Source organism: Vibrio sp. E150_011 (assembly GCF_053544015.1).
Map to the genome: position 1 here is coordinate 39,636 of NZ_JBHFOL010000012.1, position 22,240 is coordinate 61,875.

Here is a 22,240-nt window from a genome sequence, read left to right on the forward strand (position 1 = left end):
GATGTTTAAAACACAATGATTTTGAATAATTATCGTATGAGAACACCGCTTTGCGCAGCTTTACGTGGAGACAGGAACTAGATTGAGACATTTTGTCTTAGTTATATCATTTAGCGACTGAGACAAAATGTACCTATTTTTTGTGTGGTAAATATTGTCTCAATCAAGTACTTAATAGTGCCAGCGCATCTCTTTATGAATGTTTAACGCTCACGATCAACAGCACCAACCGACGGTGACGGATCATCTGATATTAAGATTTCATTGCCTTCCGTATCGGTAGCATGCGCGTCACTGTTGTTATCGTTGCTACTGTTGTTATCGGTACTACTGTTACTATTGTTGCTGTTATCACCCTTTAACGGACGACTTTCGTCAGCGTGATCACCTTCAAATGAAGCGTTATCCTTGTCGTCTGAATCGTCTAAAAGCTCAGGAGCTTGAGTCTCGGTTTCCTCCACTACTTCGTCAACATCCAACTCCTCGACCTTATTAACCCATTGACGTAATGTATCAGCAACGCCCGCAGCTAAAGGCTTCACCGAGGCATAGTCATGATCATAATCATTAAGGCGGTCAACCACATTAAACTCTGGGCTCAAAAACATCTTTCTTAGGGCCGCCTTTTTGGCGGCTTTATCCAGTCCCGTTTTTGACATTAATTCTGACATAGATAAAGATTCAACGGCCACATCATCATCGAGTGCTGACTCTGCATTATCGTCTAAATCTATGTTGTTATTCAGCGCCTCCTCGTCCACACCCGTCGCGCTTGAAGCCGGGCCTTGTGTTTCGATAGATGATTCCGGAGCATCATGCATACTACCGTCTGCTTCAACCACCTCATTAGCCACGTCATGAGATGAGAGGTTCTCTTCTTGCTCTGAGTCGAGTTTGCGTTGCGACCAACGAGAAATAAAACTATTTTTCACTAGAACGCCCCGCTCCCTTACGCTTCTTGCGACGTACCTCCAGCAGTTCGCCATGGCGCCCAATAAAGGCTTCCATCCACGCCTGTATGGCCAATGGCATCGCATGAGACAAGACTAAATAGTCGCCATCCATAAAGGAGCCCGCGACACCTTGCGAGGCCGTCACAACGATTGGCGTGACATCAGATTCGTCATTGTTGTCGAACACAACAAAAATCATTGGGCTATTGGAACTGAGATTAAAGCGATAATCAGTCCGTTCATCACGATGGAGTTCGAGTAAACCATGAGGGCTATTCAGATCGACATTCGTTAGTCCAAATCCGTTCAGTTCACGCTGGGTGGTCGTCCACCTTCCCACTTGTTTTTCTACCGCAACAACCCGGATCTGTAACGGCCATTGATTTTCATTCTTTTCTCGCGATGCTTGCTCTAACGCTCTGTTTTTATTTGGAGTGGCACCGGTTGTATTCACTTCTACATCATTGCGTGTATTCATTCAGCGTCCCCACATTGGCACTTAAATTGCTAATTCATTTCATTTGCTAATTCCTAATTACGAAGCAATAATCAAGCCAACAGGATGAAGTTAACAAGCTCATCCTACAAGGCGCTACACTAGATAAGTTACCCTAGAAAAAGGACACGATGCGTGGTTAAGCCAAATATCATTAGAACAAGCGAAAACCCTCTGCAGACGATGGAAGTCGAGGTCGTCGACGAATATGGTGAAAAACTCGTCAAACAAATTGCCTGCGAACGCCCCCTTACCGTCATGCTCAATTGGAAAGAAATCGTTACGCTCATGACCCTCGGTTCGCGGCCGGATTCATTGGTACTAGGTTATTTAAAAAACCAAGGGTTTTTATCCGATCCGCACTCTGTTGAGTCCTTAATCATCGATTGGGAAACACATTCTGCCGCTGTGATAACCAATGAAAACACCGATTTTTTAGAAGAAGCACTTAAGAAGAAAACCGTCACATCTGGCTGTGGCCAAGGCACAATGTATGGCAATGTGATGAAGCAACTTGATGGCTATCAAGTCCCGCAAACACCACTAAAGCAGTCACAGATCTATGCCACATTAGAGGCACTGACTCACTTTAACGACACCTATAAAAAAGCAGGGGCCGTTCACGGCTGTGCGATTTGTCACAACAATGAAGTGTTGTCATTTGTTGAAGATGTGGGCCGACATAACGCCGTCGATACATTGGCGGGTGAATTATGGGTCAATGAGGAAAACGGTAATGATAAGATCTTCTACACGACCGGACGACTCACCTCTGAGATGGTGATTAAAGTCGCACAGATGGGCATTCCCGTTCTGCTCTCTCGGTCTGGGGTAACACAGATGGGCCTAGATTTAGCTCAACAATTCGGCATTACGACCATCGCGAGAGCGAAAGGCATGCGCTTCCAAGTATTTACTGGCAGCGATAAGATCGATTTTGATGTGAAGGGCAATCAATAACAGACAAGTCTTTATCGATTAAAAAAGAGGCAGCCAATGGTATTGGCTGCCTCTTTTTGTATTTGTACTTAGTGCTTAGTGCTTAGTGCTTAGTGAATCAGCTTCATTCCAACGCTTACGCGTCTACACCACGCATTTTTAAGTATTCTTCGTACGTACCTTTAAAATCGATGATCTTGTTGTCTTTGATTTCAATGATACGCGTCGCCAATGAGGATACAAATTGTCTGTCATGCGAAACAAATAGCAACGTGCCCTTGTAGTTTTCAAGCGCTAAGTTAAGTGATTCGATAGATTCCATATCCATGTGGTTGGTAGGCTCATCCATCAACAACATGTTTGGTTTATGCATCATTAATTTACCAAGCAACATACGACCTTGCTCACCACCAGACAGGACTTTCACTGACTTTTTGATGTCATCTTGGCTAAACAACATACGGCCAAGGAAGCTACGAACAACCTGCTCATCGTCGCCTTCTTGACGCCATTGTCCCATCCAATCTGTTAGGTTTAGATCTTCAGCAAAATCATGAGCATGGTCTTGTGCGTAGTAACCAATGTTTGAGTTCTCAGACCATTTAAACGTCCCTGATTTTGGTTCTACCGCGCCAGACAATGTGTTCAACAAGGTGGTTTTACCCACGCCATTCTCACCGATGATAGCAACACGCTCTCCCACTTCGAAGATAGCATTAAAATCAGACCATAGTACTTCGTCAAAGCCGTTAGAAAGATCTTCAATAATTAATGCATTACGGAACAGTTCTTTCTCTTGCTCAAAACGAATGAATGGGTTTTGACGGCTTGACGCCTTCACTTCATCGAGTTGAATCTTATCAATTTGCTTCGCTCGAGACGTAGCTTGCTTAGCTTTAGACGCATTAGCAGAGAAACGAGAAACAAACGTTTGAAGTTCAGCAATTTGCGCTTTTTTCTTGGCGTTATCAGACAGTAGGCGTTCACGAGCTTGAGTCGCCGCAAACATGTATTCGTCATAGTTACCCGCATACACGCGAAGATCGCCGTAATCCAAGTCAGCCATGTGTGTACAAACACTATTTAGGAAATGACGGTCATGCGAGATGATGATCATCGTACAGTTACGTTGGTTAAGCGTTTGCTCCAACCAGCGAATGGTGTCCATATCCAAGTTGTTCGTTGGTTCATCAAGAAGCATGATATGCGGGTCTGCAAACAAGACTTGAGCCAATAGAACACGTAGTTTCCAACCTGGTGCAACCTCACTCATTAAACCGTAGTGCTGCTCAAGTGGAATACCCACGGCTAGCAGTAATTCGCCTGCTTTCGACTCCGCCATGTAACCGTCAAGTTCTGCAAACTCAACCTCAAGATCCGCGACTTTCATGCCGTCTTCTTCGCTCATTTCTGGCAAAGAATAAATACGGTCGCGCTCTTTCTTGATGTTCCAAAGCTCTTTGTGACCCATGATAACCGTGTCAACAACAGAGAACTCTTCATAAGCAAACTGGTCTTGGTTCAATTTAGCAACGCGCTCATTTGGATCGCAAGAAACTGTGCCGCTGGTTTGCTCGAGCTCACCACTTAGAATTTTCATAAATGTGGATTTACCACAGCCGTTCGCACCGATTAGGCCATAACGGTTACCGTCACCAAATTTGATTGAAATATTTTCAAACAGTGGTTTTGCACCGAACTGTTGAGTGATATTAGCGGTTGAGAGCACAAGCGTTACCTTTGAGAATGAACAAAACTGCGCAACCGTACATAAAGTTTGCCTTGGTTGCAAGCAGCAAAGTAATGACCACTAAAGCTTTTACTGACAAACCGGCGATTAACTCATCATTTCCAATGCAAAATTCACGCATTTTCAATTTTCTACAGCCAAGACGAGCAGAGTCCGTTTAGGCTAACTACACTATATAGCGTTAGACAATACTAATTTTTACAGTCAGTTACAGGCAGTGTGCAGAATCATGAAAAAGCTCATCCTCCTTTTCTCGTTATTCCTGTCCCTTGGGTGCGCTTCAGCATTTGCCAAATGGGATTACCAAGATGAAAGCACACCCGTACTTTCACAAAGCGCCATCGACTTAGATAAAGAAGTGGCTTCTTTTCCGAGTTCGTTATTTTTAACTGCAAATGATAGAAATAAAATTCGTCAACTGTTGTCTGTTGCGCTCGACTTGCAGGATGACGAAATAGTCGCATTTGATAACGCGCTGAATGCCTACCGTGAGAGCACCGATAATAAAGAAGAACGATGGCTTGTTGTAGAAAGCCGCTACCTCTCGTTAGTAAGCCTCAGCCATAGCAAACAACGTTTACTTGATTTGGCGTCCGAGCGAACTCGAGAACAACTCACCGGCTTTGGTCCAGATGGTGTCACTCAGTTTAAACAAGAGCTTAAACTTACCACCCTCAATGTTGAATATTTTGCATTTTTGCAATTCATCAGCTTAAAGACGCTGATAAAAGAGATTTTCATTTCCCCTATCCCAGTCATTTGGGCTGGGATAAAAGTCTTTTTTATCTATTCATTATTGATGTGGTGGCTTGCCAATCAAAAACGTTTATTTGAGCAGTTCAAAAATCATGTCACTTCTAACATCTCGAATCCTCCTATTTGGATCCGACTTATTTGGTACATTGGCCGTGCAAGCCGAGCCATCGCATGGTTAATAGCAATCACGCTGTCACTGCGAGTTTTAACCACTATTGAGGCTTTAGAACACCTAATTTATTTAGAGATATTTACGTGGTGGGTGTTAGGAGGATCGATTGCCATCAGCTTCATTCTTGAGTTTGCTCACCGTAATAGCCTGGCGTCGAGTCCAGAAATTGTTGCCTTGCGTCTGTCTACCATTCGTCGTTATGTTTGGAGCTTTATCTTAGCTGGTGTCGTGCTGCAAATATCATCAGAAACACTCGGCAAAGGTACCATTTACTATTGGATTGTCAGCGCGTTTTCTTTCTGGTTCGCATTTATAACGCTAACCGTCATAGTAATGTGGAAACCAACAGTATTCCGTTCACTTGAACGAGTCACCGAGAAGCCATTGATCATCGTTTGGGCATCTCGAAAGAAAGATGCTTTCTTACTGGGAATCATCGCCACAGCCATTGCGACAGTCTGGCTTACTTTTCATAACCTTAAGAACCGAACGATAGGATTGCTATCGCGCAATGCGTTTTTCAATCAGGCGCTTACTTATTTATTTAAGATAGAAGTCGCGAAGCAAACAAGTACCAACGGTGACCAAAATCTAGTCCGTATTAAAGGTAATGAGGCGTTTGAATTTATCTTGCCAGGTAACGAAACGAGTCCGTTGATTGATTATGCCCAAAGCGAAATAAAACAACTCTCTCAGTACCTGCTCACCGATAACCCAGCAATATGCGTTGTCACTGGGGAACGAGGGGTTGGCGCGACAAGTCTACTTAAGCAACTACTTCATCGAACGAAAAACGCCGAACCTATTTATATTAATTGCCCACTCGCGGGATATAACGATTTATTGACCGAGCTCGCCATTAGCTTAGGTTTAGAACCCGACACCAGTGAGGTAAAAATCCTGACACTCTTGCGCAAGAGTGAGATCCCCTACCTCATTGCTATTGATAATTGCCAAAGGCTTGTCAAACCCAAGGTTGGTGGATTGAATGATTTGATCAGATTTACAAATTTACTGCGTCGTTCAAAGAAAAACCATCGCGCAGTGTTTGCTATTGAAAAAGCCAGTTGGCGATTCGTCGATCGCGCTCGCGGCGAGCGCCTGCTCTTCGACTGGGTGGCCTTTTTACCTCGCTGGAATGAAACCCAAGTTCAGCAGTTACTTGATACGCGGATTAATCGAGAAATTGACAATCCATTAAGCTTTGACGGGCTGGTCGTCCCAAAGCAATGGGATAACGACAGTGAGACAGAGGAAGAACGTGCTCGACAAGGTTTCTACCGTATTCTTTGGCACTATTCAGATGGTAACCCAACGGTTGCTCTACGATTCTTTCGCTTATCACTTCGAAGAAATAAAACGGACGACAGCGTGGTCGTTCGCCTCTTCCACGCCCCTGAATCAGAAGAGCTCGAAAAAATGCCGAAACCTATGCTCGCAATATTGCGTTCAATTGTGCAACTCGAAGCGGCGTCACCTGATGACCTTTCAGACTGTACCCAATTAACCCTCTCTGAGGTTATTGGGACACTGCGTTACTTTCAAAGCCGAGGATACATTGAGTGGACGGAAGACAAGGCGAGAGTGTCCGACCATTGGTTCAGACACATTACTAACGTACTTGATCGTCAACACTTACTGGTTAAATAAAAGGGTTATATTTATGAAAAAGTGTATTCCTGTCATCGCCCTTCTGTTAGCGCCAAGTGTCGTATACGGCGAAGATACGATGGCCTCGGTTGAAAACATTACACAATTTACCAATTTGATTCGTTGGTCAGGTGTGATTTTTAGTGTGCTCATCATAATGGGAACTTGGATCTTAATAAAATTCATGAACTCAATGGTGGATAGCATTGGTGGACAGTTTGTTCAATATCGAATGCTGTTGCAAAAATTCCAATCGTTCCTGCAGTTTTTTATCTACATGACTGCAGGTTTACTCGTCTTCATGCTCAGTTTCCGCATTAATGACCACATTCTTGCGCTTATCGGCGGCACGCTCGCGGTCTCCGTGGGGTTTGCCTTGAAGGACTTAGCGGCATCGTTTATCGCAGGGCTAACCGTAATGATTGACCGCCCTTTTCAAGTAGGTGACCGCGTCACGTTTGAGGGTAATTACGGTGACATTACCACCATCGGATTGCGCTCAGTGAGGATGCGAACGCTGAATGATGACATCATTACGATCCCAAACAACAAGTTTTTAAATGAGGTGACGGTCAGTGGTAACTACGGTGCACTCGACATGCAAGTGGTGATTCCATTTTATGTTGGAATGAATGAAGACATCGTAAAGGCTCGAAACCTGATTCAAGAAGCGGCGTCTTCAAGCCGTTATATTCACCTACCCAAGCCAGTGACAGTGCTAGTGAAACAAACCATCACGGACAATTACCTTGCGGTTCAACTAACCTGCAAAGCCTATGTTGTCGATACTGCCTATGAAAAGCTATTCGAAACCGATATCACTTTGAGAGTGATTGACGAGTTTCGTAAACATAACATTGATGCGCCACAAATCGCCGTGCATAGCACCAATCGAATGCAAGATTAACGGGCAACGTCGACGAATGACTCACGTTGTTGAAACTAGACGCTATCGCAGGGGTTAATGTCTATATGACATAAATTCGGTATTTACATCACGCATAATTAAAGGAATAACCATGCGCATACTTCAATGGGGCCTGATTTTGTCATTATTATTTACGTCCCAGATGGCTCTTTCTAACAGCAAAAGTGACGAATGGCAGTATTTGTTAGTTTTCCCGATGATTTGGGCACCGAGCATTACGGGTACAACGGGGCCCGCAGGTGACAAGGTCAATATCGATATTCCCTTTGATAATATCGTGGATAATCTCCATTTTGGTTTAATGGGTGACTTTTACGCTCAAAAGAATAAATGGTTGTTTGGCATTCGGGCGAACTATTTGCATGTAAAAAACGATTCATCTACACAAGCGGGTATCCTTGTACCAAGCTTCAATATAGCGTTAGATGCTCAGATGTCGCTCAATGATGCGTTCGGTGGGTATGAGGTAACCAAAGGACTTGTATTGTTATCCGGTGTTCGCCACACCTACAGCAATATCAAGGTCGATGTGGCCCCCAATAGCGATCGCCCGTTTTGGAATGACAAAAGTGGTACGATTGTCGCTAAAGGGCATCAATTTGATTGGCTGATTGGTCTCAAATATCAGCATCGCTTCAACGAAGATTGGGGGATTAGTTTGACGGTAGACACCAGTGTTGTTGGTGACAATGATGTCAATCGTGGTATCAACTTAGCGGGTACCTACCGGTTAAGTAAATTGAACAATATTTGGTTTGGCTATCGTTACCTAAATATCCAAAATACGACCGATAGTAATAAAGGCCCGGTTGAGGTCGATGTGACTCAAAAGGGCCCTATGTTAGGCTGGGCATTCAGTTTTTAACCGACGAAATATACCTTAATTTAGTTTGGAGATACGTCGCCAGATCGATATGGAGCCAAAGCTCTTCGATATCTTGTATTCGATAATTAATAATCATAATCATGCCTCACAATTTAGCGTTAGCTTATGAGCCTGCACAGACAACATTCATTGAAAACTGAACAATATGAGTACCGGCGGTTAGCTTGTCTTCACCATTTTGATTGACATAGATTTCAATATTCGTTGCGTTCTTAACTCTTGGAACATCAAAAGCAAAGCGTTCACTTTCTAAAATACCGCTATCGATCATTTGGCCACTTTTGGTATCCACAACCGTCCAATTGAACAATGGGTTTTTATCTTCATCAGTAAGACTTCCCTCTTGGTAATCAACCGTTGTCGATACTGTCACCGATTTTCTGGCGTTATTGATGATATCGGCGCTGGCCGGATCATCTTCTGCGCTATACCCTGTTGCTTGATTGTAGTCGCCAATCGTTCCAGATTCATCCGTTACCGACACGCCACATTGATGAGCAATTTGTGTATCAAAATATACCTTGTTGTTTCCGTCAGCATTTGCCAAAGCAGTGCCCGACGCTAATACGGTCGTCAAAAAAAGTAATTTGGTTTTCAAATTTATTGCCTCTAAATAGTAATACACCAAGCTTAATTAAAAGCTTGGTGTATCTTATTCGTTGGTAATCCTTGTTACTTATCATTTTACGACACGGAGTGTTTTTCTATTACACTCCGCACTAGCAAATAAACTTTAAACTTTAAACTTTAAACTTTAAAATTGGTAGGTTAACCCGGTGGCCTCTAACAAAGAATAAATTTCGCGTTGATTGCTTGATGTATTGGCCTTGGCGCCGCTTGTTTCTCGCAACTTACGTCTCATTTCAAGCCATTCAGCACTGCCCCATTCTAGCGAATCTGCCTTGATAAGTTCAAACTGGTGATTGAGCTCTTTGACAACGCCATCTCCTTTTAAAAAGAACCCCATTTCGTTGTTATATAAGAGTGAGCGGAAATCCAGATTCGTGGTGCCAACAAACGCACTCTCATCGACGATAAGAAATTTTGCATGTAACTTACCATAATGTTGTTCGCCACCAAGAAGCACCGAGTCTTGCTTACCCAATTGATAAAACGTAACTTGGGGGTGAGAAATCATGGTTTTCCATGCCTCTGATTCCAAAAACGCGGGGCTTTGTTCATTTTTTTTGATATCACTATCAAGCCAAATTGCTTGTGCCGCATCATCCATCATTAACATTGTTGGCGCCGTATGCATATCAATAACAGCTTGTGTAAAGAAATTATCACTCGTCAAAACTGAGTTAGTAATCACCTCAATATTCCGCTCAGGATCTTGATCCAACCAAGCCATCGTGGTGTTTAAATCTCGTGCCATCACTCCTTCGTCTTTAAACAAATCCGATTGTAAGAAAAGATACGGCGACACAATTTTGACCGTTTTGACGTCGTCTTTAGTGTGCGCAACTTTCGCTAAGATCCCACTAATTGAATTTGCGTTTGCTTTCTTATTTGTCGAGTATTTGCTTACAACGTCGGTGGCATTGAGGTTATCAAGTTCATGCGCAAATTTGGTTTCCGTAGGGTAATAACCGTGTGCAAGATAGGCGTCAATATTTTGATAGGCTCTATTAAAATCAGGAAGTTGTTTTATCGTGGCCAACGCTTCTAAGATGATCTGCTTGTCACGATTATAGCTTGTCCAGGTGTTGAGTTTTTTATTGCCAGGTTTAGTAAACAACACCGTAAAGTAGTATTCACTTAATAGTGTTGGCGATTGATGCTCAGTGGCGTTACTCATTGGGCGAACAATAATTTCAATGTCACGAAACGCCGTAGGATCAGGTTCTCCTTTTTCATCAATGCCATAGTAGTGAACGGACATATTGCGTCCACCTGTTATCGCATACGCTTCTTCATTGTATGCACCATCGACAACAAACAGTTTGTCATGTGAACGATGGTTCCATTTAGAATCGCCTTTTGTTAACGCATTAAACACCACCGCTTGTACACGTGCCTTTTGTGTCGTTGGTGCACCTTGTTGATCAGTGACAAACCCCGCCTCTTTCTCACATTGCATCAAGCCTTTTAAATGGCCATTGTTCATGCTGTAAGAGCCTAAACTGTCGACCATCACTCTAACATCCACCCCACGTTGGACCGCTTCACACAAAGCCCCTAATGTCGCTTTTCCTACTAAATCATCCGAAAAAATGTAATAGGTTAAATCGATGGTATGTTTAGCTTGTTCAATCAAATATATCTTGCTTGCTAGGCTATTAATCGCGTCTGATGGTTGTGTTCCGACCACTTTTACATTGGCATTTTGTACGGGTAGAAGTTTATCAGAAGCTAACTTGAGGTAATCGCTATTAAGTTCGTTTGGTTCTCGCCAACGTCTAGATTCCATATGTTCATTCGTCCAGTTGTCACCAGACGATGTTGGTAAGTGCGCATTAGAGGTGCACCCAAGAACGACACCTGACAATAGTACGACTGAGATTCCTTTCCACATGTTAGTTCCTATCAACTAGATTATGTTCACTCACCAGCAACAGCGTTGGTTCACGATGCCCTTCTGGTCATCGCTTTTAGTTTGCCGCTTTCATCATTTCGCCTTTAAACTTCAGCCATTGCCACTGTCTCGTTTCTACAAAGAAAGCCGCTATTACCATATAAACCGCGACCACCGCCAGCAACGTCAGTCGAATCCACATTTTTTCGTCTATCACACCTGAACTCATCATTGTGGTTCCGATAAGAACTAATGCTGTGTTAAACGCTGTTGAGTAAATGGGGGCTTTTGTGGGTTCGTTTATCATCTTGCTACCGACCAAAACCGCCAATAAGGTGATGAATAAAGTATAAAACACAATATTTGGTACCAGTGCCATCACACTAAATGCAACGAGTGCGATTACGCCGCCAATCGCGTTGCTCATTAGTAAAAAAGCGCTAAGTTTGACCGATTTCTCTCCAGTAATCATTAGCGAAAGTAACGCGATGAAAATCATCGACAATAAGGCCTCTGATATCTGAAAAACAAAGAAGATGGACACGACAGGAAACGCTATTAATGCGGCTCTAAGTGCGGAAAACCATCGAAAATGATCGGTCATAGATACGCTAGGGTCCGCCTTCACTTCACCGTTATGCTCAGGTAAGTAGATATGCATAACAGCAAAAATCCCAACGGAAACTGCGCCTGAAAGGCTCAAACCTAAAGCGAGAAAAATGGCCACTGTTGGATTCTCTATTGCCATAAATGGCAACATTAAAATAGCCATTAATAAAATAGTCGCAAATAAATTCCACTTAGGATCGAGAAATAAAAAATACCCAACAATCATCAACGCCCCTACCCCTATTAAAAGTGGAATAGGATATTGAGAAAAACCCAAACTTAACGTAATACCAATAGCCACCGTTGCTACCATCGCCAGCAACAACTCATAAACAATGCCACTGTTCATGGTCTTCTTTTCAAATAAAAATTTTGCCGTAAATATTGGTGCAATAAACGCGAGTGGCCAATCAATCCACGCCGCTAAAAAAGTGGCGATACCCACCCCCAATGTGAATCGAATAATGCGAACCTCTCGCGCATCATATTTTGATACGCAAGGTTGCTTGGAGAGTGATTCACTATCTGACATAAGACATCCAACTAACAAACCGGATCCACAATCGACCCAACGTGTTGAATATCGTATTGTCACCCGTGTACACAATAACATCAGCTTGCCCGCCAATCCGAAGCTGACCGGTCGTATCGTTGGTATTGAATTCAATCATCACCGGTAACATTTGAGTCTGACGTAGCCAGCCAGTTTGGTTATTGGCTTGTGCTAGTTTTCCAGCTTGGTTATCTTGTCCCCAATCGATGCCCCAGTCCACACTCGATATGGTGCCCTTTATCACTTTTCCAGGCGCAAAATCCAACGCAATTTCTACCTCATCACCGGCGTTAATATTGCCTAAGCTGTTTTCTCTAAAATACGCTTCTATCCAGATAGACTCTGTTGAGACAAATGTCATCACAGGTTGGCCCGCTGATGCATAAAACCCTTGAGATAGGCTAAAGTTTGATACGCCACCATCAGTGGGCGCTCGAACGACTGTTCGCTCCCTGTTTAACTGCGCGGTTTCAAGCGCTAATAGCGCTGCTTTTATTTGGCTATTTTCCTGTCCCGAAGTACCCAGTTGTTTGTTTTCCTTGTCTAGGTCTGCCTTCGCATTTTGGACATTTGCGCGTGCTCTGGCCAAGGTTGCTCGTGACTTATCCGCTTCAGCGATGGATATCACCCCTTTTTCCGCCATCGCTAGCACTCGACGTGTTTGCAACTCAACGTTATCTTTTTCAACAATGGCGCTGGTTAGCCTTGCTTGTGCAGAGGCAATCGACGCAGTCTGAGCACCGACGTTCTGTCCAGCAATCTCAAGTTCTTGCTCTGCCTTTTTTACGGCAATGTCGTAGTCCACGGGATTAAGTGTAATTAATACATCACCTTGTGATACGAGCTGGTTTGGCCTTACCAGGATATCCGTCACTTGACCAGACACCTGGGGCTTTATCGGAACAACATAACCTTTCACTCGGGCATTGTCTGTCGATGGGATAATGCGATCTGACACAATACTGAAAATCACTGACGAAACAATGACGACCACTAATACATTGGTGATCTTTTTGACTCGTTGTTGGCTGTTATCCTTGGTTGGGCCAGCGCCATCATTTGTATTTTCAATAGACTTTGCTTGAGTCTCTTTCTCAGAATCGATTTTATCGTTCATTTTCCTTCCTTGTCACCACTATCAAAGACAACACTCTATAGTGCAGTGAGCACATTCACTGCTCAGTTATCGTTTGTCTATTTAAGATTAGATATAGACCAAAACACGAAACTTAGATAGTTAATCGATTGAATAATGGGACTTTTTATTAGGCTTTGTTTTTTAGTTCGTACAAAGCGAAAAAAACCTTAATGGCTTAATTTTAAAAAGAACTAACATGAAAAATTTGCCATTTTCCGCCACTCGGCCGATTATTAGATTATATTTTCGTAAAGGATTTGATATGAACGATTCGACTGACGAGCAGGTCCCTATGATCAAATCTGGTTATGCCAGAATTATCATTGAACTGCTCGCCGAACACGATTATGACCCCCACCAGCTCATTAAAGAATCAGGGTTGCCACCCGATCTACATGACTTAGACAATGAATTCTTACCTGTTGAGCCTTTACGTCGTTTACTTTTTCTATCGGCAAATCAGTTGGGAACTGTAAATTTTGGCGAACTCCTTCGGGTTGCAATTAGGCAAAAGCTGATCCCAAAACTCTTAGGTGCCTTTAAAGACTTTTCAACCGTGAATGATGCGCTAGTATCATCAGAAGCAATCTATCAATACGACTCCATTGGTACTAAGACAGGCATTGAGACGGCCTATGGACGTACATGGTATTGGCGTCACAAACCGTTTCAAGATGATGACATTTATGCTTGGTCAGAAGTGTTTGCATTGATGTATGGCATCGAATTCATTCGAGCGTTAACAAAAACAGACTGGACACCATCACAAGTTAAACTTCAGTCGACAAACGTCGATGTATTTAACGCAACAATTGGTGACAACATTCAATATTTTGTTGGTAACGATAAAATGGCTTTGTTATTAGAAGACGAGATTCTCGCCAAACCCGTCGTAATATCAAGCCAAGATATTAAACGCCAAGAACCGCTAATTACTTGGCACGCCAATTTTACCGATAAAGTGTTCACGTCGTTACTCCCGTACGTGCGCGAACATAATCTCACGCTTGAGCAATCTGCAGCTTTATTAGGAATGAGTCCGCGAACACTGCAACGTAGGTTAAATGAAGAACGCACAAGCTTTCGACGAATAAAAGACAACCTTTTGTTTACCGTTGCTGTCGAGATGATGGGCGAAGAATTATCACTCACCCATGTTTCCAGCCAATTAGGGTATTCAGATATCTCTCATTTCTCTCGCTCGTTCAAGCGAATCAGTGGCTTAACGCCAAAAATGTATCAAAAAACCATCCTTAGTTTAAATAAAGTTAATCGTACTCCTTAGTCTTGTAGTGGCGATATATTTCTTCACTCAGTATGTCGTCGACACAACTCTACTCTTAACGCCTATCGAAATACTTAATGTCTCAACACCTTGTATCGAGCTTAGATCAAAAGCGCTAATCTCTTTCGTTGGCATAAAATGGTAATTAAAATCCATTCAATCGCTTTAACATTCGTCCTCTTTATTATCCACGGGAGTGATGAAAATGCGCTTAATCCTAAAATTTTTCTATTTGCTTGTTTTAACTGCATCCTTCGCAGCCAGTGCAAATGTACATAAATGGAAAAATACATCATTCGAATCATATTCGGATAAAACACAAGTCAAGTTCACATTACTTAATCGCTCAAGTAAGAATGCCAATTATTTTTTGCGCATTGACGACAAACAGTTCCCAAGCAAAATTCCATTAAGACCTAATGAAGAAATTGATCTGGATATCACTGTCAATACTCCTGCGGGCAAAACATCACGAAAATACGTGTGCACGAAAATGGTATCGGACTCGCCAAATACCTATGAAGTATGCACTCAGCTCACCTTTAAAAGGTATTGATTATGAATACTCGACGCATAATTAGCGCGGGCCTGCTGATATTTTCACACAGTGCGTTTTCAAACCCTATCCCTTCGGTATCCAACCCATCTGGAACGGACCGAATTAGGACGACGGGCGGAGCAACGTGCGAGCAAGCCGTCTCAACAGGAAAAACCTTTCAAGTTGGGACTTACGGCAGCAGTGGTGTAGACGATCAGTATAACGACGGCAGTGGCTATGATCCTTACCACAATTATTACAACGAAGATGATCGCGGCGTTTATGCCGCCGTTACCATTCAATTTGGTGGCGAGGATCGAATTGATTGTACCAAGTTATATCAATATGAAATGTTGCAACGCAAAAGAGAAGAGCAACTCGCTCAAGCAGAGCACGAACTCAAGCTTCTTCAAATTGAAGCAGAAAAGCACCGGTTGCTGAAAATGAAACAAACCAATACATCATTCTCGGAGTAAGGCATGAAACGACACAACGTATTTAATGTAAAAAGTGCAGTATTAATGACGTCATTATTTGCCAGCACGGCTTGTTTTTCGGCTGACGACGAAACGGGTGAGGTCTTTTTCAGAGCCAATGTGGAATCTCAATGTGGCATAGAAGTGGAAGAAAACACAGGTACATTGGGGTTTGGTGATTATGGCCAAGACGCAGCGAAAATAAAAATCGTCAACAACAGTCATGATGGTCAAGTCATCCTACAGCTTACGGACCTCGACTATGACAATAATGATTTCCTAGCGACTATGACTAATGAACAGTTCTATTTCAAAGTATCGGGCAAGACAGAAAAAGAAGGCTCCGCCGATACTTGGTTTATAGGACAAACATTCGATCATGACGACCTAGGTGGCGGCCAAAAGCTTGATATCAGGGCCAAAGTATCACTTGATGAATCAGATGCCGTCGCAAAGAATGACATTGTGCTTGAAACACAATGGACAGCGTTTTGTATTTCGTAAGGAATGTGGCTATGAAAGTCTCACATATTGTCATTCCATCCCTTGCCTTCAGCGTTTGCGCTTAATCGAGCGATTCGAGATTTCAATATTCAACTTATGGTGTAACACACAATGAGAGATACAATAATAATGTTGTTTACTGCACTGATGTGGGCCTACTCGTCATTGAGCTATGCTAACGCACCATCCGGGGATTTGCGCTTTAGCGGTCACGTTAGAGAGCATTGTGGTGTCGAGGTATTAGAGAGTGGCGGTGAGTTGGCATTTGGTCAAGATTATACCGGACAAGAGAGCCTATTGAGACTCGAAAACAACCTCAAACAAGGCCGTATTCGTTTGAAATTAAAGCATGCGGACTTTGGTGACATTTCTTCTCGCATTCCCTCGTCACGTATTCGATTTCAAGTCGAATTTCCCCAGGTCATAGAAGGTGATATTGACTACTGGCGCGACGGCGTTGTTATCGAAAAACAACAACTAAATGAAGACCAAATCGTCCGCATCAAAGCGCGTATTAACATAGATGAGTCGCTAATACCTGCTGGCGAGTTGGTTATGCGTCTGGAATGGAGTACAGAGTGTGTCCGATAGCGACGTTGTCAGGTGGCGCTATCGGTGTGACTCTATTGAGGTGTATCACGGATGGTTGTCGTCGCTATTAACCACCACTAACCACTAACCACTAACCACTAACCACTAACCACTAACCAGCAGATGCTGATCGGCCTTGTTAGGAAGATACAAGGTAAATTGACTGCCTTTCCCTAGCGTAGAGGTCACTTTGATTTCTCCTCCTGTCTGACTCAATATACTTTGAGAAACGGACAGACCCAACCCAGTACCATCTCGTTTGGTGGTAAAAAATGGATCAAATATACGTTTGAGGTTCACATCAGATATTCCACAGCCTTCATCAATAATATGAATCAGTGCCCCAATACGTTCCTTACCATCAACCCAGTCTTCACTTAAAACAGTAAGGCGCCCTTTCCCTTGCATGGCATGTATCGCGTTCATTTGTAAGTTAACTAATATCTGTAATAGTTGATGACGATTGATCTCAACAGGTGTTTTGGCATGCAAGTCGACATAGAACTCAATACCCCGCTTCTTGGCGCCGGTTCTTACTAAGGTGACGCTCTCATCAACAATCGGGTTGACGTGTTGCCACGTCACTTCATCTTGAACGCCCCCCTGTCGGCTGTATTGCAACAAACTGCGGGTAATATTACGAATTCGGTCAATTTGAACAAGAATCGCATCGACTTCCTCTTCTACCGCTGCCGAATTTTCACCTAATTCGAACTTCAACAGTTCGACATTACCTAAAATCACCGCGGTTGGGTTATTGATCTCATGAGCAATGCCTGCGGTCAATTCACCCAACGCCGCAAGCTTTTCATTAACAATTAATTTGTCTTTGGTTTGATTCAAAAGGTGGATATGTAACTCAAGCTGTTCCGTTTTTTCTTTCAAGCTTGCGGTTCGAGATGCCACTTTTGCTTCAAGTTCATGAGCGGCTTCTTGAATCTGTTCGTTTCGAAATTGAAGCTGATTTAGCATGTTGTCAAACTGCTTAGCCAACTGACTCAATTCATGCTGATTGTTGAGCCCTATATCCCCGATTCGCTCATCGTCTTTACCCAGCTGAACCATTTTAACCACCCGATGAATTTGTTCGATTGGTTTAAATAACCCTCTAGCACCGCGATACACAATGAACCCTGAGATAAACAAGATACTGACAATTAATACCGTGACCTCACCTAAATTCGTTAAATAGGTTTTTAACAAAGGCCACGATCGATAGCCGGTGTAAACAATACCGACAATGTTATCGTTGATATCGCGCAACGGGTCGTAGCCCGCGATGTACCATGTGTCATAGACGTAGGCGTTATCGATCCAGCGATGTCCCTGTTCAAGAACACTTTTACTCACCGAATCAGAGACCATCGTCCCTACCGCTCTTCTACCTTGATAAGATGATTCAATAGGGACATTAGTGGCGACTCGCAAATCGTCCAAGAAAATCGTGACCGTCCCTTCTACGTGGTTAGCCTGAGCAGAGACTGGATAAATAGTATCGCGGATCGTATCAACCAAACGTAAGTTATTATTGAGTAGCACTCCGCCATCGAGATAACCAACGAGTGCACTGCTATCGTCATAAACAGCAATAACGGAACGACTCACCAATGAACGATTTTCTAGACGATGGTTGTCTTGATGGCGTACCTCTGAGTGTTCAGACAGCAGGGGCTCTAAATTAAAGGCAGTTTCACGGGTAAGTACATCAAAAAATGAACGTTGGCTCGCCATCTGGCGATAAGCGTCGGATTCACTCTGTGTTGGTTTGGATACGGCAACGTCTACTGGGATCCATCTTAAATAATCAAGTTGGTAACGAAGGTTTTGTGCTTTAACCCAATCATCAAACTCTTGAGCGGTTTGAATATGCATAAGACGCGTTCGAAATTCATAAGACTCAGAAAATGCTTTCAGGTGGTCATACTGCTCAACCTGAAGGCTTTCCATCTTATCGGTAACGATGTTGAGCCGCTCATCAACATCCACCAACGCACTTTGCCACGTATAGTGAATTGACCAATACGCAGTAATCGCGAACATGGCAATCAACGTTAGAATAATCGGCGCAGAGGTGAGAAACAGAAGACGATAACGCACCATGGCTTGAGTACGAAAGCGCAGTCGGCTCAATATATTGCCATCAGCTTTCATTCGATAGCTCATTGTCGTCCCACTCTTTGTATTTTCGCTCTAATGTTTTCCGAGCAACACCCAAGTCACGCGACGCTGCAGACTTGTTACCCGAATGAAAAGCCATCACTTGTTGAATATGCGCTTTTTCAACATCTTTCAGCGACCATGAATCTGGATAACCAAATTGTGCATCACCATTAATAGCCGCGGCTGGCATGGTCGACATATCGTTTGCAGACAGTGTAATAGAAGCATTAACTGGCCCCCCATTGAGTTCTCTAAAATAATGAGCAGGAGGCTTATTGAGTAAAATACATCGCTCTAGCATATTTTTCAGTTCCCGCACATTACCGGGCCAATCGTAATCTTGCATCGCAAACATATCTTCATGGGCCCATTTAGGCTCGACCACGCCCAGCTCTTTCGCTAAACGTCTTGTCAAATAAGGCACCAGTTCATTTAAATCCGACAATCGGCTGCGCAACGATGGCACTTCAATCTTCAACACGTTCAAACGATAGAACAGATCTTGTCTAAACTTACCCTGTTCAACTTGTTGTCGCAGATTTCGGTTCGTCGCAGCAACAACTCGAACATCGATACTGACCTCTCGCTCAGTTCCAACTGGCCTCACAGTGCGTTGCTCTAACACGCGAAGCAGTGAAGCCTGCATCGCTAAGGGCATTTCACCAATCTCATCTAGAAATAACGTCCCGCCACTTGCAACCCGAAACAACCCTTCACGACTCTTTTTCGCCCCAGTAAATGCACCAGCAGTATGGCCAAATAACTCACTTTCCAGCAATTCAGGCGCTAACGCACCACAATTTATTGCCACATAAGGACCCTGTCTTTTACTGGCATCATGAAGCCCGCGCGCCACCAATTCTTTGCCCGTGCCAGACTCACCCTCAATCAAAACTGACGCCTTAGATGGTGCGAACTGACTAATCAACTGTTTAAGTTGTGTGGTTTTGATCGAAGACCCGATTAAATCTTTTGACACCCTTCGACTAATATCGTGACTCAATGCCACCGTGACTCGTTCTGCTAACCGCTTATCCATGCAGCGTTGTACTGCTTGTAACATTTGCTGGAGATTAAATGGCTTTAATATGAAGTCTGATGCGCCTAGTTTTAACGCACTAATTGCGACCTCTAAATCAGCATAACCTGTCATGAAGATGATGTCGGCCTTACGGTCTAAATCGCTAAATGCTTCTTCCCATTCGATCCCAGAACGACCAGGCAAATTAATATCAAGAATGATGAGGTCATAATGGTGTTTGAGTCTTAACTCCTCTGCTTCTTCAACGCTGCCCGCGGTTTCAACATGACCAAAGGCTTTTCTGAGCGCTTTTTTAAGAACGGTTTGCATGCCTACTTCATCGTCGACAACTAACGCCGAAAACGCGAGATAAGGAGAAACATGAGACTGTGTTTTTTCTGAGGGGTCAAAGAATGCCATAAATACTTGTTATTATTCCTATTTGAGACAGAGTGTACCAATTTGAGTCAAAATATCCTTATTAGAATTGCGACATTTTGTCTCAGCTCAAATTAATTGTAGTTGACCTACAAAAGTTTTTAACAAAATGTCGCACTTTACCACTTTTTTCCTTTAAAAATTATGGCATTGTCTTTGCTTACATGATGTGTAATCAAGAGCAAACTGCTCACCTAGAAAATAAACAAAATGGACATTATTATGAAACTCCCTCAGTTGATGGTTTCAGCCCTTTCCGTGGCAACGCTTTCTGTAACGGCTTATGCAGAAACCAGTAATTCCGAACTCCCTCGCATTAAACTTGCTACTACCACGAGTACGTATCACTCCGGTTTACTCGACTATTTACTGCCTGAATTTACAAAAGAAAGCGGCTATCAAGTTGATATTATCGCCGCAGGTACAGGCAAATCGCTCAGAATGGGCGAAAATGGTGATGTTGATGTCGTCATGACTCATGCACCAAAAGCCGAAGCCGCCTTTGTTTCTGCTGGCTATGGGATTGAGCCTCACAAAGTGATGTATAACGACTTTGTGATTGTTGGGCCTAAAAGTGACCCTGCCCACATCCATGATCAAAAAACCATTGATAGCGTCTTTGAGAGCATCGCCAAGACTAACGCTATTTTCATCTCACGAGGTGACGATTCTGGCACACATAAAAAAGAACTACAGATTTGGCAACAAAGTAAAATTGAACCAAACTTTGGTGGCTATCGTTCAGTAGGTCAAGGAATGGGGCCAACACTTAACATGGCCTCAGAAATGCAAGGCTACACGATGACCGATCGAGGCACATGGTTGGCCTACCAAGCAAAACTTGACCTAAAAATTGTGTTTGAAGGCGACAAAGAACTGTTTAACCCATACCAAGTTATTTTAGTTAACCCCGAGCGGTTCCCTACTTTAAACACCGAAGGCGCAAAAGCACTAAGCCAGTGGTTGGTATCAGATAAAGGACAATCTATGATCAACAGTTACCGTAAAATGGGCGAGCAATTGTTTGTAGCAAACGCAGATAAATCCGGTCAGTAATGAGTATCACAGAAACAACCATGGAGGCGTTTAGCCTCCTATTTAGCCTAGACCGCGAGCTTTGGAAAATCGTCGCGGTCTCTTTTAGTGTCTCCGTTTCGGCGGTGTCCTTAGTCGTCTTACCTGCGATCCTCTGTTCTTACCTGCTCGCTTATACCAATTTCCCAGGGAAATGGATGTTGCTGTCGTTAGTCAACACACTGCAAGCCATTCCAACAGTCGTTATTGGATTATTACTCTACATGATGCTGTCACGATCTGGTCCATTGGGCGATTGGCAGATGCTATTTACCCAAAAAGCGATGATTATCGGTCAGATACTGATTTGTTTCCCAGTACTGGTGTCAATGATGCATGGTGCGCTTCAAAGTACCGACCGACGCGCAATGGAAACGTCAATTACGCTTGGCGTTTCACGAACTAGAACATTAATGACATTAATTTGGGAATCTCGCTTCCCATTACTCGCCGCGGTTGTTGCTGGGTTTTCTCGAATTGTCACAGAAGTCGGCTGCTCAATGATGGTCGGCGGCAATATTATGGGGTTGACCCGTAATATCCCTACGGCCATTGCAATGGAAAGTCATAAGGGGGCGTTTGCCCAGGGTGTGGCACTTGGGATTGTATTGTTGCTACTAGCACTAATTTTAAATTTTGTACTCTCTTCAATGCGAGGCAAAGGCGTACTGCGAACGCACTAGAAACCAGTCATTAATCACTGGCCCTTAAACATCAGGCATGACTGAGACTAAAGCGCGTAGAAGCGACTCAATTGGCAATAAATCTGATTCATACAAAGTGATGCTCAACCACTATACTTATT

At 43.3% G+C, this 22,240-nt stretch carries 19 protein-coding genes; 10 read left to right on the forward strand and 9 right to left on the reverse strand.

Annotated elements, in window-relative coordinates; genetic code table 11:
- Positions 1-203: 203 nt before the first annotated feature.
- Positions 204-932: a DUF3306 domain-containing protein gene (locus ACE1OE_RS16975; RefSeq protein WP_449211747.1), complete on the reverse strand. Its 729-nt coding sequence runs from the start codon at positions 930-932 to the stop codon at positions 204-206.
- The gene (locus ACE1OE_RS16980) at positions 922-1,431 is read right to left on the reverse strand and encodes a DUF3305 domain-containing protein (RefSeq protein WP_449211748.1); all 510 of its coding nucleotides are present in this window, start codon (positions 1,429-1,431) and stop codon (positions 922-924) included. The genes ACE1OE_RS16975 and ACE1OE_RS16980 overlap by 11 nt, the downstream gene beginning before the upstream one ends.
- Positions 1,432-1,584: 153 nt before the next feature.
- Here ACE1OE_RS16980 and ACE1OE_RS16985 point away from each other — a divergent pair, with 153 nt between their 5' ends.
- The gene (locus ACE1OE_RS16985) at positions 1,585-2,409 is read left to right on the forward strand and encodes a formate dehydrogenase accessory sulfurtransferase FdhD (protein ID WP_449211749.1); all 825 of its coding nucleotides are present in this window, start codon (positions 1,585-1,587) and stop codon (positions 2,407-2,409) included.
- Positions 2,410-2,524: 115 nt separating this feature from the next.
- Here ACE1OE_RS16985 and ACE1OE_RS16990 read toward each other — a convergent pair whose 3' ends face one another.
- Positions 2,525-4,117 (reverse strand): ABC-F family ATPase, encoded by a 1,593-nt coding sequence (locus ACE1OE_RS16990; RefSeq protein WP_372062547.1) that lies wholly within the window; start codon positions 4,115-4,117, stop codon positions 2,525-2,527.
- A gap of 250 nt (positions 4,118-4,367) precedes the next feature.
- Here ACE1OE_RS16990 and ACE1OE_RS16995 point away from each other — a divergent pair, with 250 nt between their 5' ends.
- The 3 genes from ACE1OE_RS16995 (at position 4,368) to ACE1OE_RS17005 (ending at position 8,509) form a co-directional block, all read left to right on the forward strand.
- A complete protein-coding gene (locus ACE1OE_RS16995) occupies positions 4,368-6,716 on the forward strand; it encodes an ATP-binding protein (RefSeq protein WP_449211750.1) in 2,349 nt (782 codons plus the stop codon).
- Positions 6,717-6,729: 13 nt separating this feature from the next.
- Entirely contained in the window at positions 6,730-7,623 is an 894-nt protein-coding gene (locus ACE1OE_RS17000) for a mechanosensitive ion channel family protein (protein ID WP_449211751.1), read from the forward strand.
- A gap of 112 nt (positions 7,624-7,735) precedes the next feature.
- Positions 7,736-8,509, forward strand: coding sequence for a hypothetical protein (locus ACE1OE_RS17005; RefSeq protein ID WP_449211752.1), 774 nt, complete (start codon positions 7,736-7,738; stop codon positions 8,507-8,509).
- A 124-nt stretch (positions 8,510-8,633) separates the two neighbouring features.
- On the opposite strand, the gene ACE1OE_RS17010 is transcribed toward ACE1OE_RS17005, so the two are convergent.
- From ACE1OE_RS17010 to ACE1OE_RS17025, 4 genes are all read right to left on the reverse strand, one after another.
- The gene (locus tag ACE1OE_RS17010) at positions 8,634-9,128 is read right to left on the reverse strand and encodes a hypothetical protein (RefSeq protein WP_449211753.1); all 495 of its coding nucleotides are present in this window, start codon (positions 9,126-9,128) and stop codon (positions 8,634-8,636) included.
- A 156-nt stretch (positions 9,129-9,284) separates the two neighbouring features.
- On the reverse strand, positions 9,285-11,048 hold the full coding sequence (locus ACE1OE_RS17015) for a phospholipase D family protein (RefSeq protein ID WP_449211754.1): 1,764 nt from the start codon (positions 11,046-11,048) through the stop codon (positions 9,285-9,287).
- 76 nt (positions 11,049-11,124) lie between these two features.
- Positions 11,125-12,189, reverse strand: coding sequence for a DUF2955 domain-containing protein (locus ACE1OE_RS17020; RefSeq protein ID WP_449211755.1), 1,065 nt, complete (start codon positions 12,187-12,189; stop codon positions 11,125-11,127).
- Positions 12,179-13,327, reverse strand: coding sequence for an HlyD family secretion protein (locus ACE1OE_RS17025; protein WP_449211756.1), 1,149 nt, complete (start codon positions 13,325-13,327; stop codon positions 12,179-12,181). The genes ACE1OE_RS17020 and ACE1OE_RS17025 overlap by 11 nt, the downstream gene beginning before the upstream one ends.
- 283 nt (positions 13,328-13,610) lie before the next feature.
- Between ACE1OE_RS17025 and ACE1OE_RS17030 the strand changes: the two genes are divergently transcribed.
- The 4 genes from ACE1OE_RS17030 to ACE1OE_RS17045 all read left to right on the forward strand — a co-directional run bounded on the left by ACE1OE_RS17030 (position 13,611) and on the right by ACE1OE_RS17045 (position 16,742).
- The gene (locus ACE1OE_RS17030; protein ID WP_449211757.1) at positions 13,611-14,633 is read left to right on the forward strand and encodes a helix-turn-helix domain-containing protein; all 1,023 of its coding nucleotides are present in this window, start codon (positions 13,611-13,613) and stop codon (positions 14,631-14,633) included.
- A 558-nt stretch (positions 14,634-15,191) separates the two neighbouring features.
- Positions 15,192-15,647 carry a hypothetical protein gene (locus tag ACE1OE_RS17035; protein WP_372062556.1) on the forward strand — a complete coding sequence of 152 codons (456 nt, stop codon included), beginning with the start codon at positions 15,192-15,194 and terminating at the stop codon, positions 15,645-15,647.
- A gap of 3 nt (positions 15,648-15,650) precedes the next feature.
- Positions 15,651-16,151 (forward strand): hypothetical protein, encoded by a 501-nt coding sequence (locus ACE1OE_RS17040; protein WP_449211758.1) that lies wholly within the window; start codon positions 15,651-15,653, stop codon positions 16,149-16,151.
- Positions 16,152-16,262: 111 nt separating this feature from the next.
- Positions 16,263-16,742 carry a hypothetical protein gene (locus ACE1OE_RS17045; protein ID WP_372062559.1) on the forward strand — a complete coding sequence of 160 codons (480 nt, stop codon included), beginning with the start codon at positions 16,263-16,265 and terminating at the stop codon, positions 16,740-16,742.
- A 105-nt stretch (positions 16,743-16,847) separates the two neighbouring features.
- Here the strand turns inward: ACE1OE_RS17045 and ACE1OE_RS17050 are convergent, their stop codons facing one another.
- Together ACE1OE_RS17050 and ACE1OE_RS17055 are read right to left on the reverse strand one after the other, a co-directional pair.
- Entirely contained in the window at positions 16,848-18,893 is a 2,046-nt protein-coding gene (locus ACE1OE_RS17050; protein WP_449211807.1) for a sensor histidine kinase, read from the reverse strand.
- Complete coding sequence (locus ACE1OE_RS17055) at positions 18,883-20,343, reverse strand: sigma-54-dependent transcriptional regulator (RefSeq protein WP_449211759.1); 1,461 nt, start codon at positions 20,341-20,343, stop codon at positions 18,883-18,885. Before ACE1OE_RS17055 ends, ACE1OE_RS17050 begins: the two co-directional genes overlap by 11 nt.
- Positions 20,344-20,598: 255 nt before the next feature.
- Between ACE1OE_RS17055 and ACE1OE_RS17060 the strand changes: the two genes are divergently transcribed.
- Both ACE1OE_RS17060 and ACE1OE_RS17065 read left to right on the forward strand, forming a co-directional pair.
- Entirely contained in the window at positions 20,599-21,417 is an 819-nt protein-coding gene (locus ACE1OE_RS17060; RefSeq protein WP_449211808.1) for a substrate-binding domain-containing protein, read from the forward strand.
- The gene (locus ACE1OE_RS17065) at positions 21,417-22,118 is read left to right on the forward strand and encodes an ABC transporter permease (RefSeq protein WP_102470101.1); all 702 of its coding nucleotides are present in this window, start codon (positions 21,417-21,419) and stop codon (positions 22,116-22,118) included. Before ACE1OE_RS17060 ends, ACE1OE_RS17065 begins: the two co-directional genes overlap by 1 nt.
- The last annotated feature ends 122 nt before the right edge of the window (positions 22,119-22,240 follow it).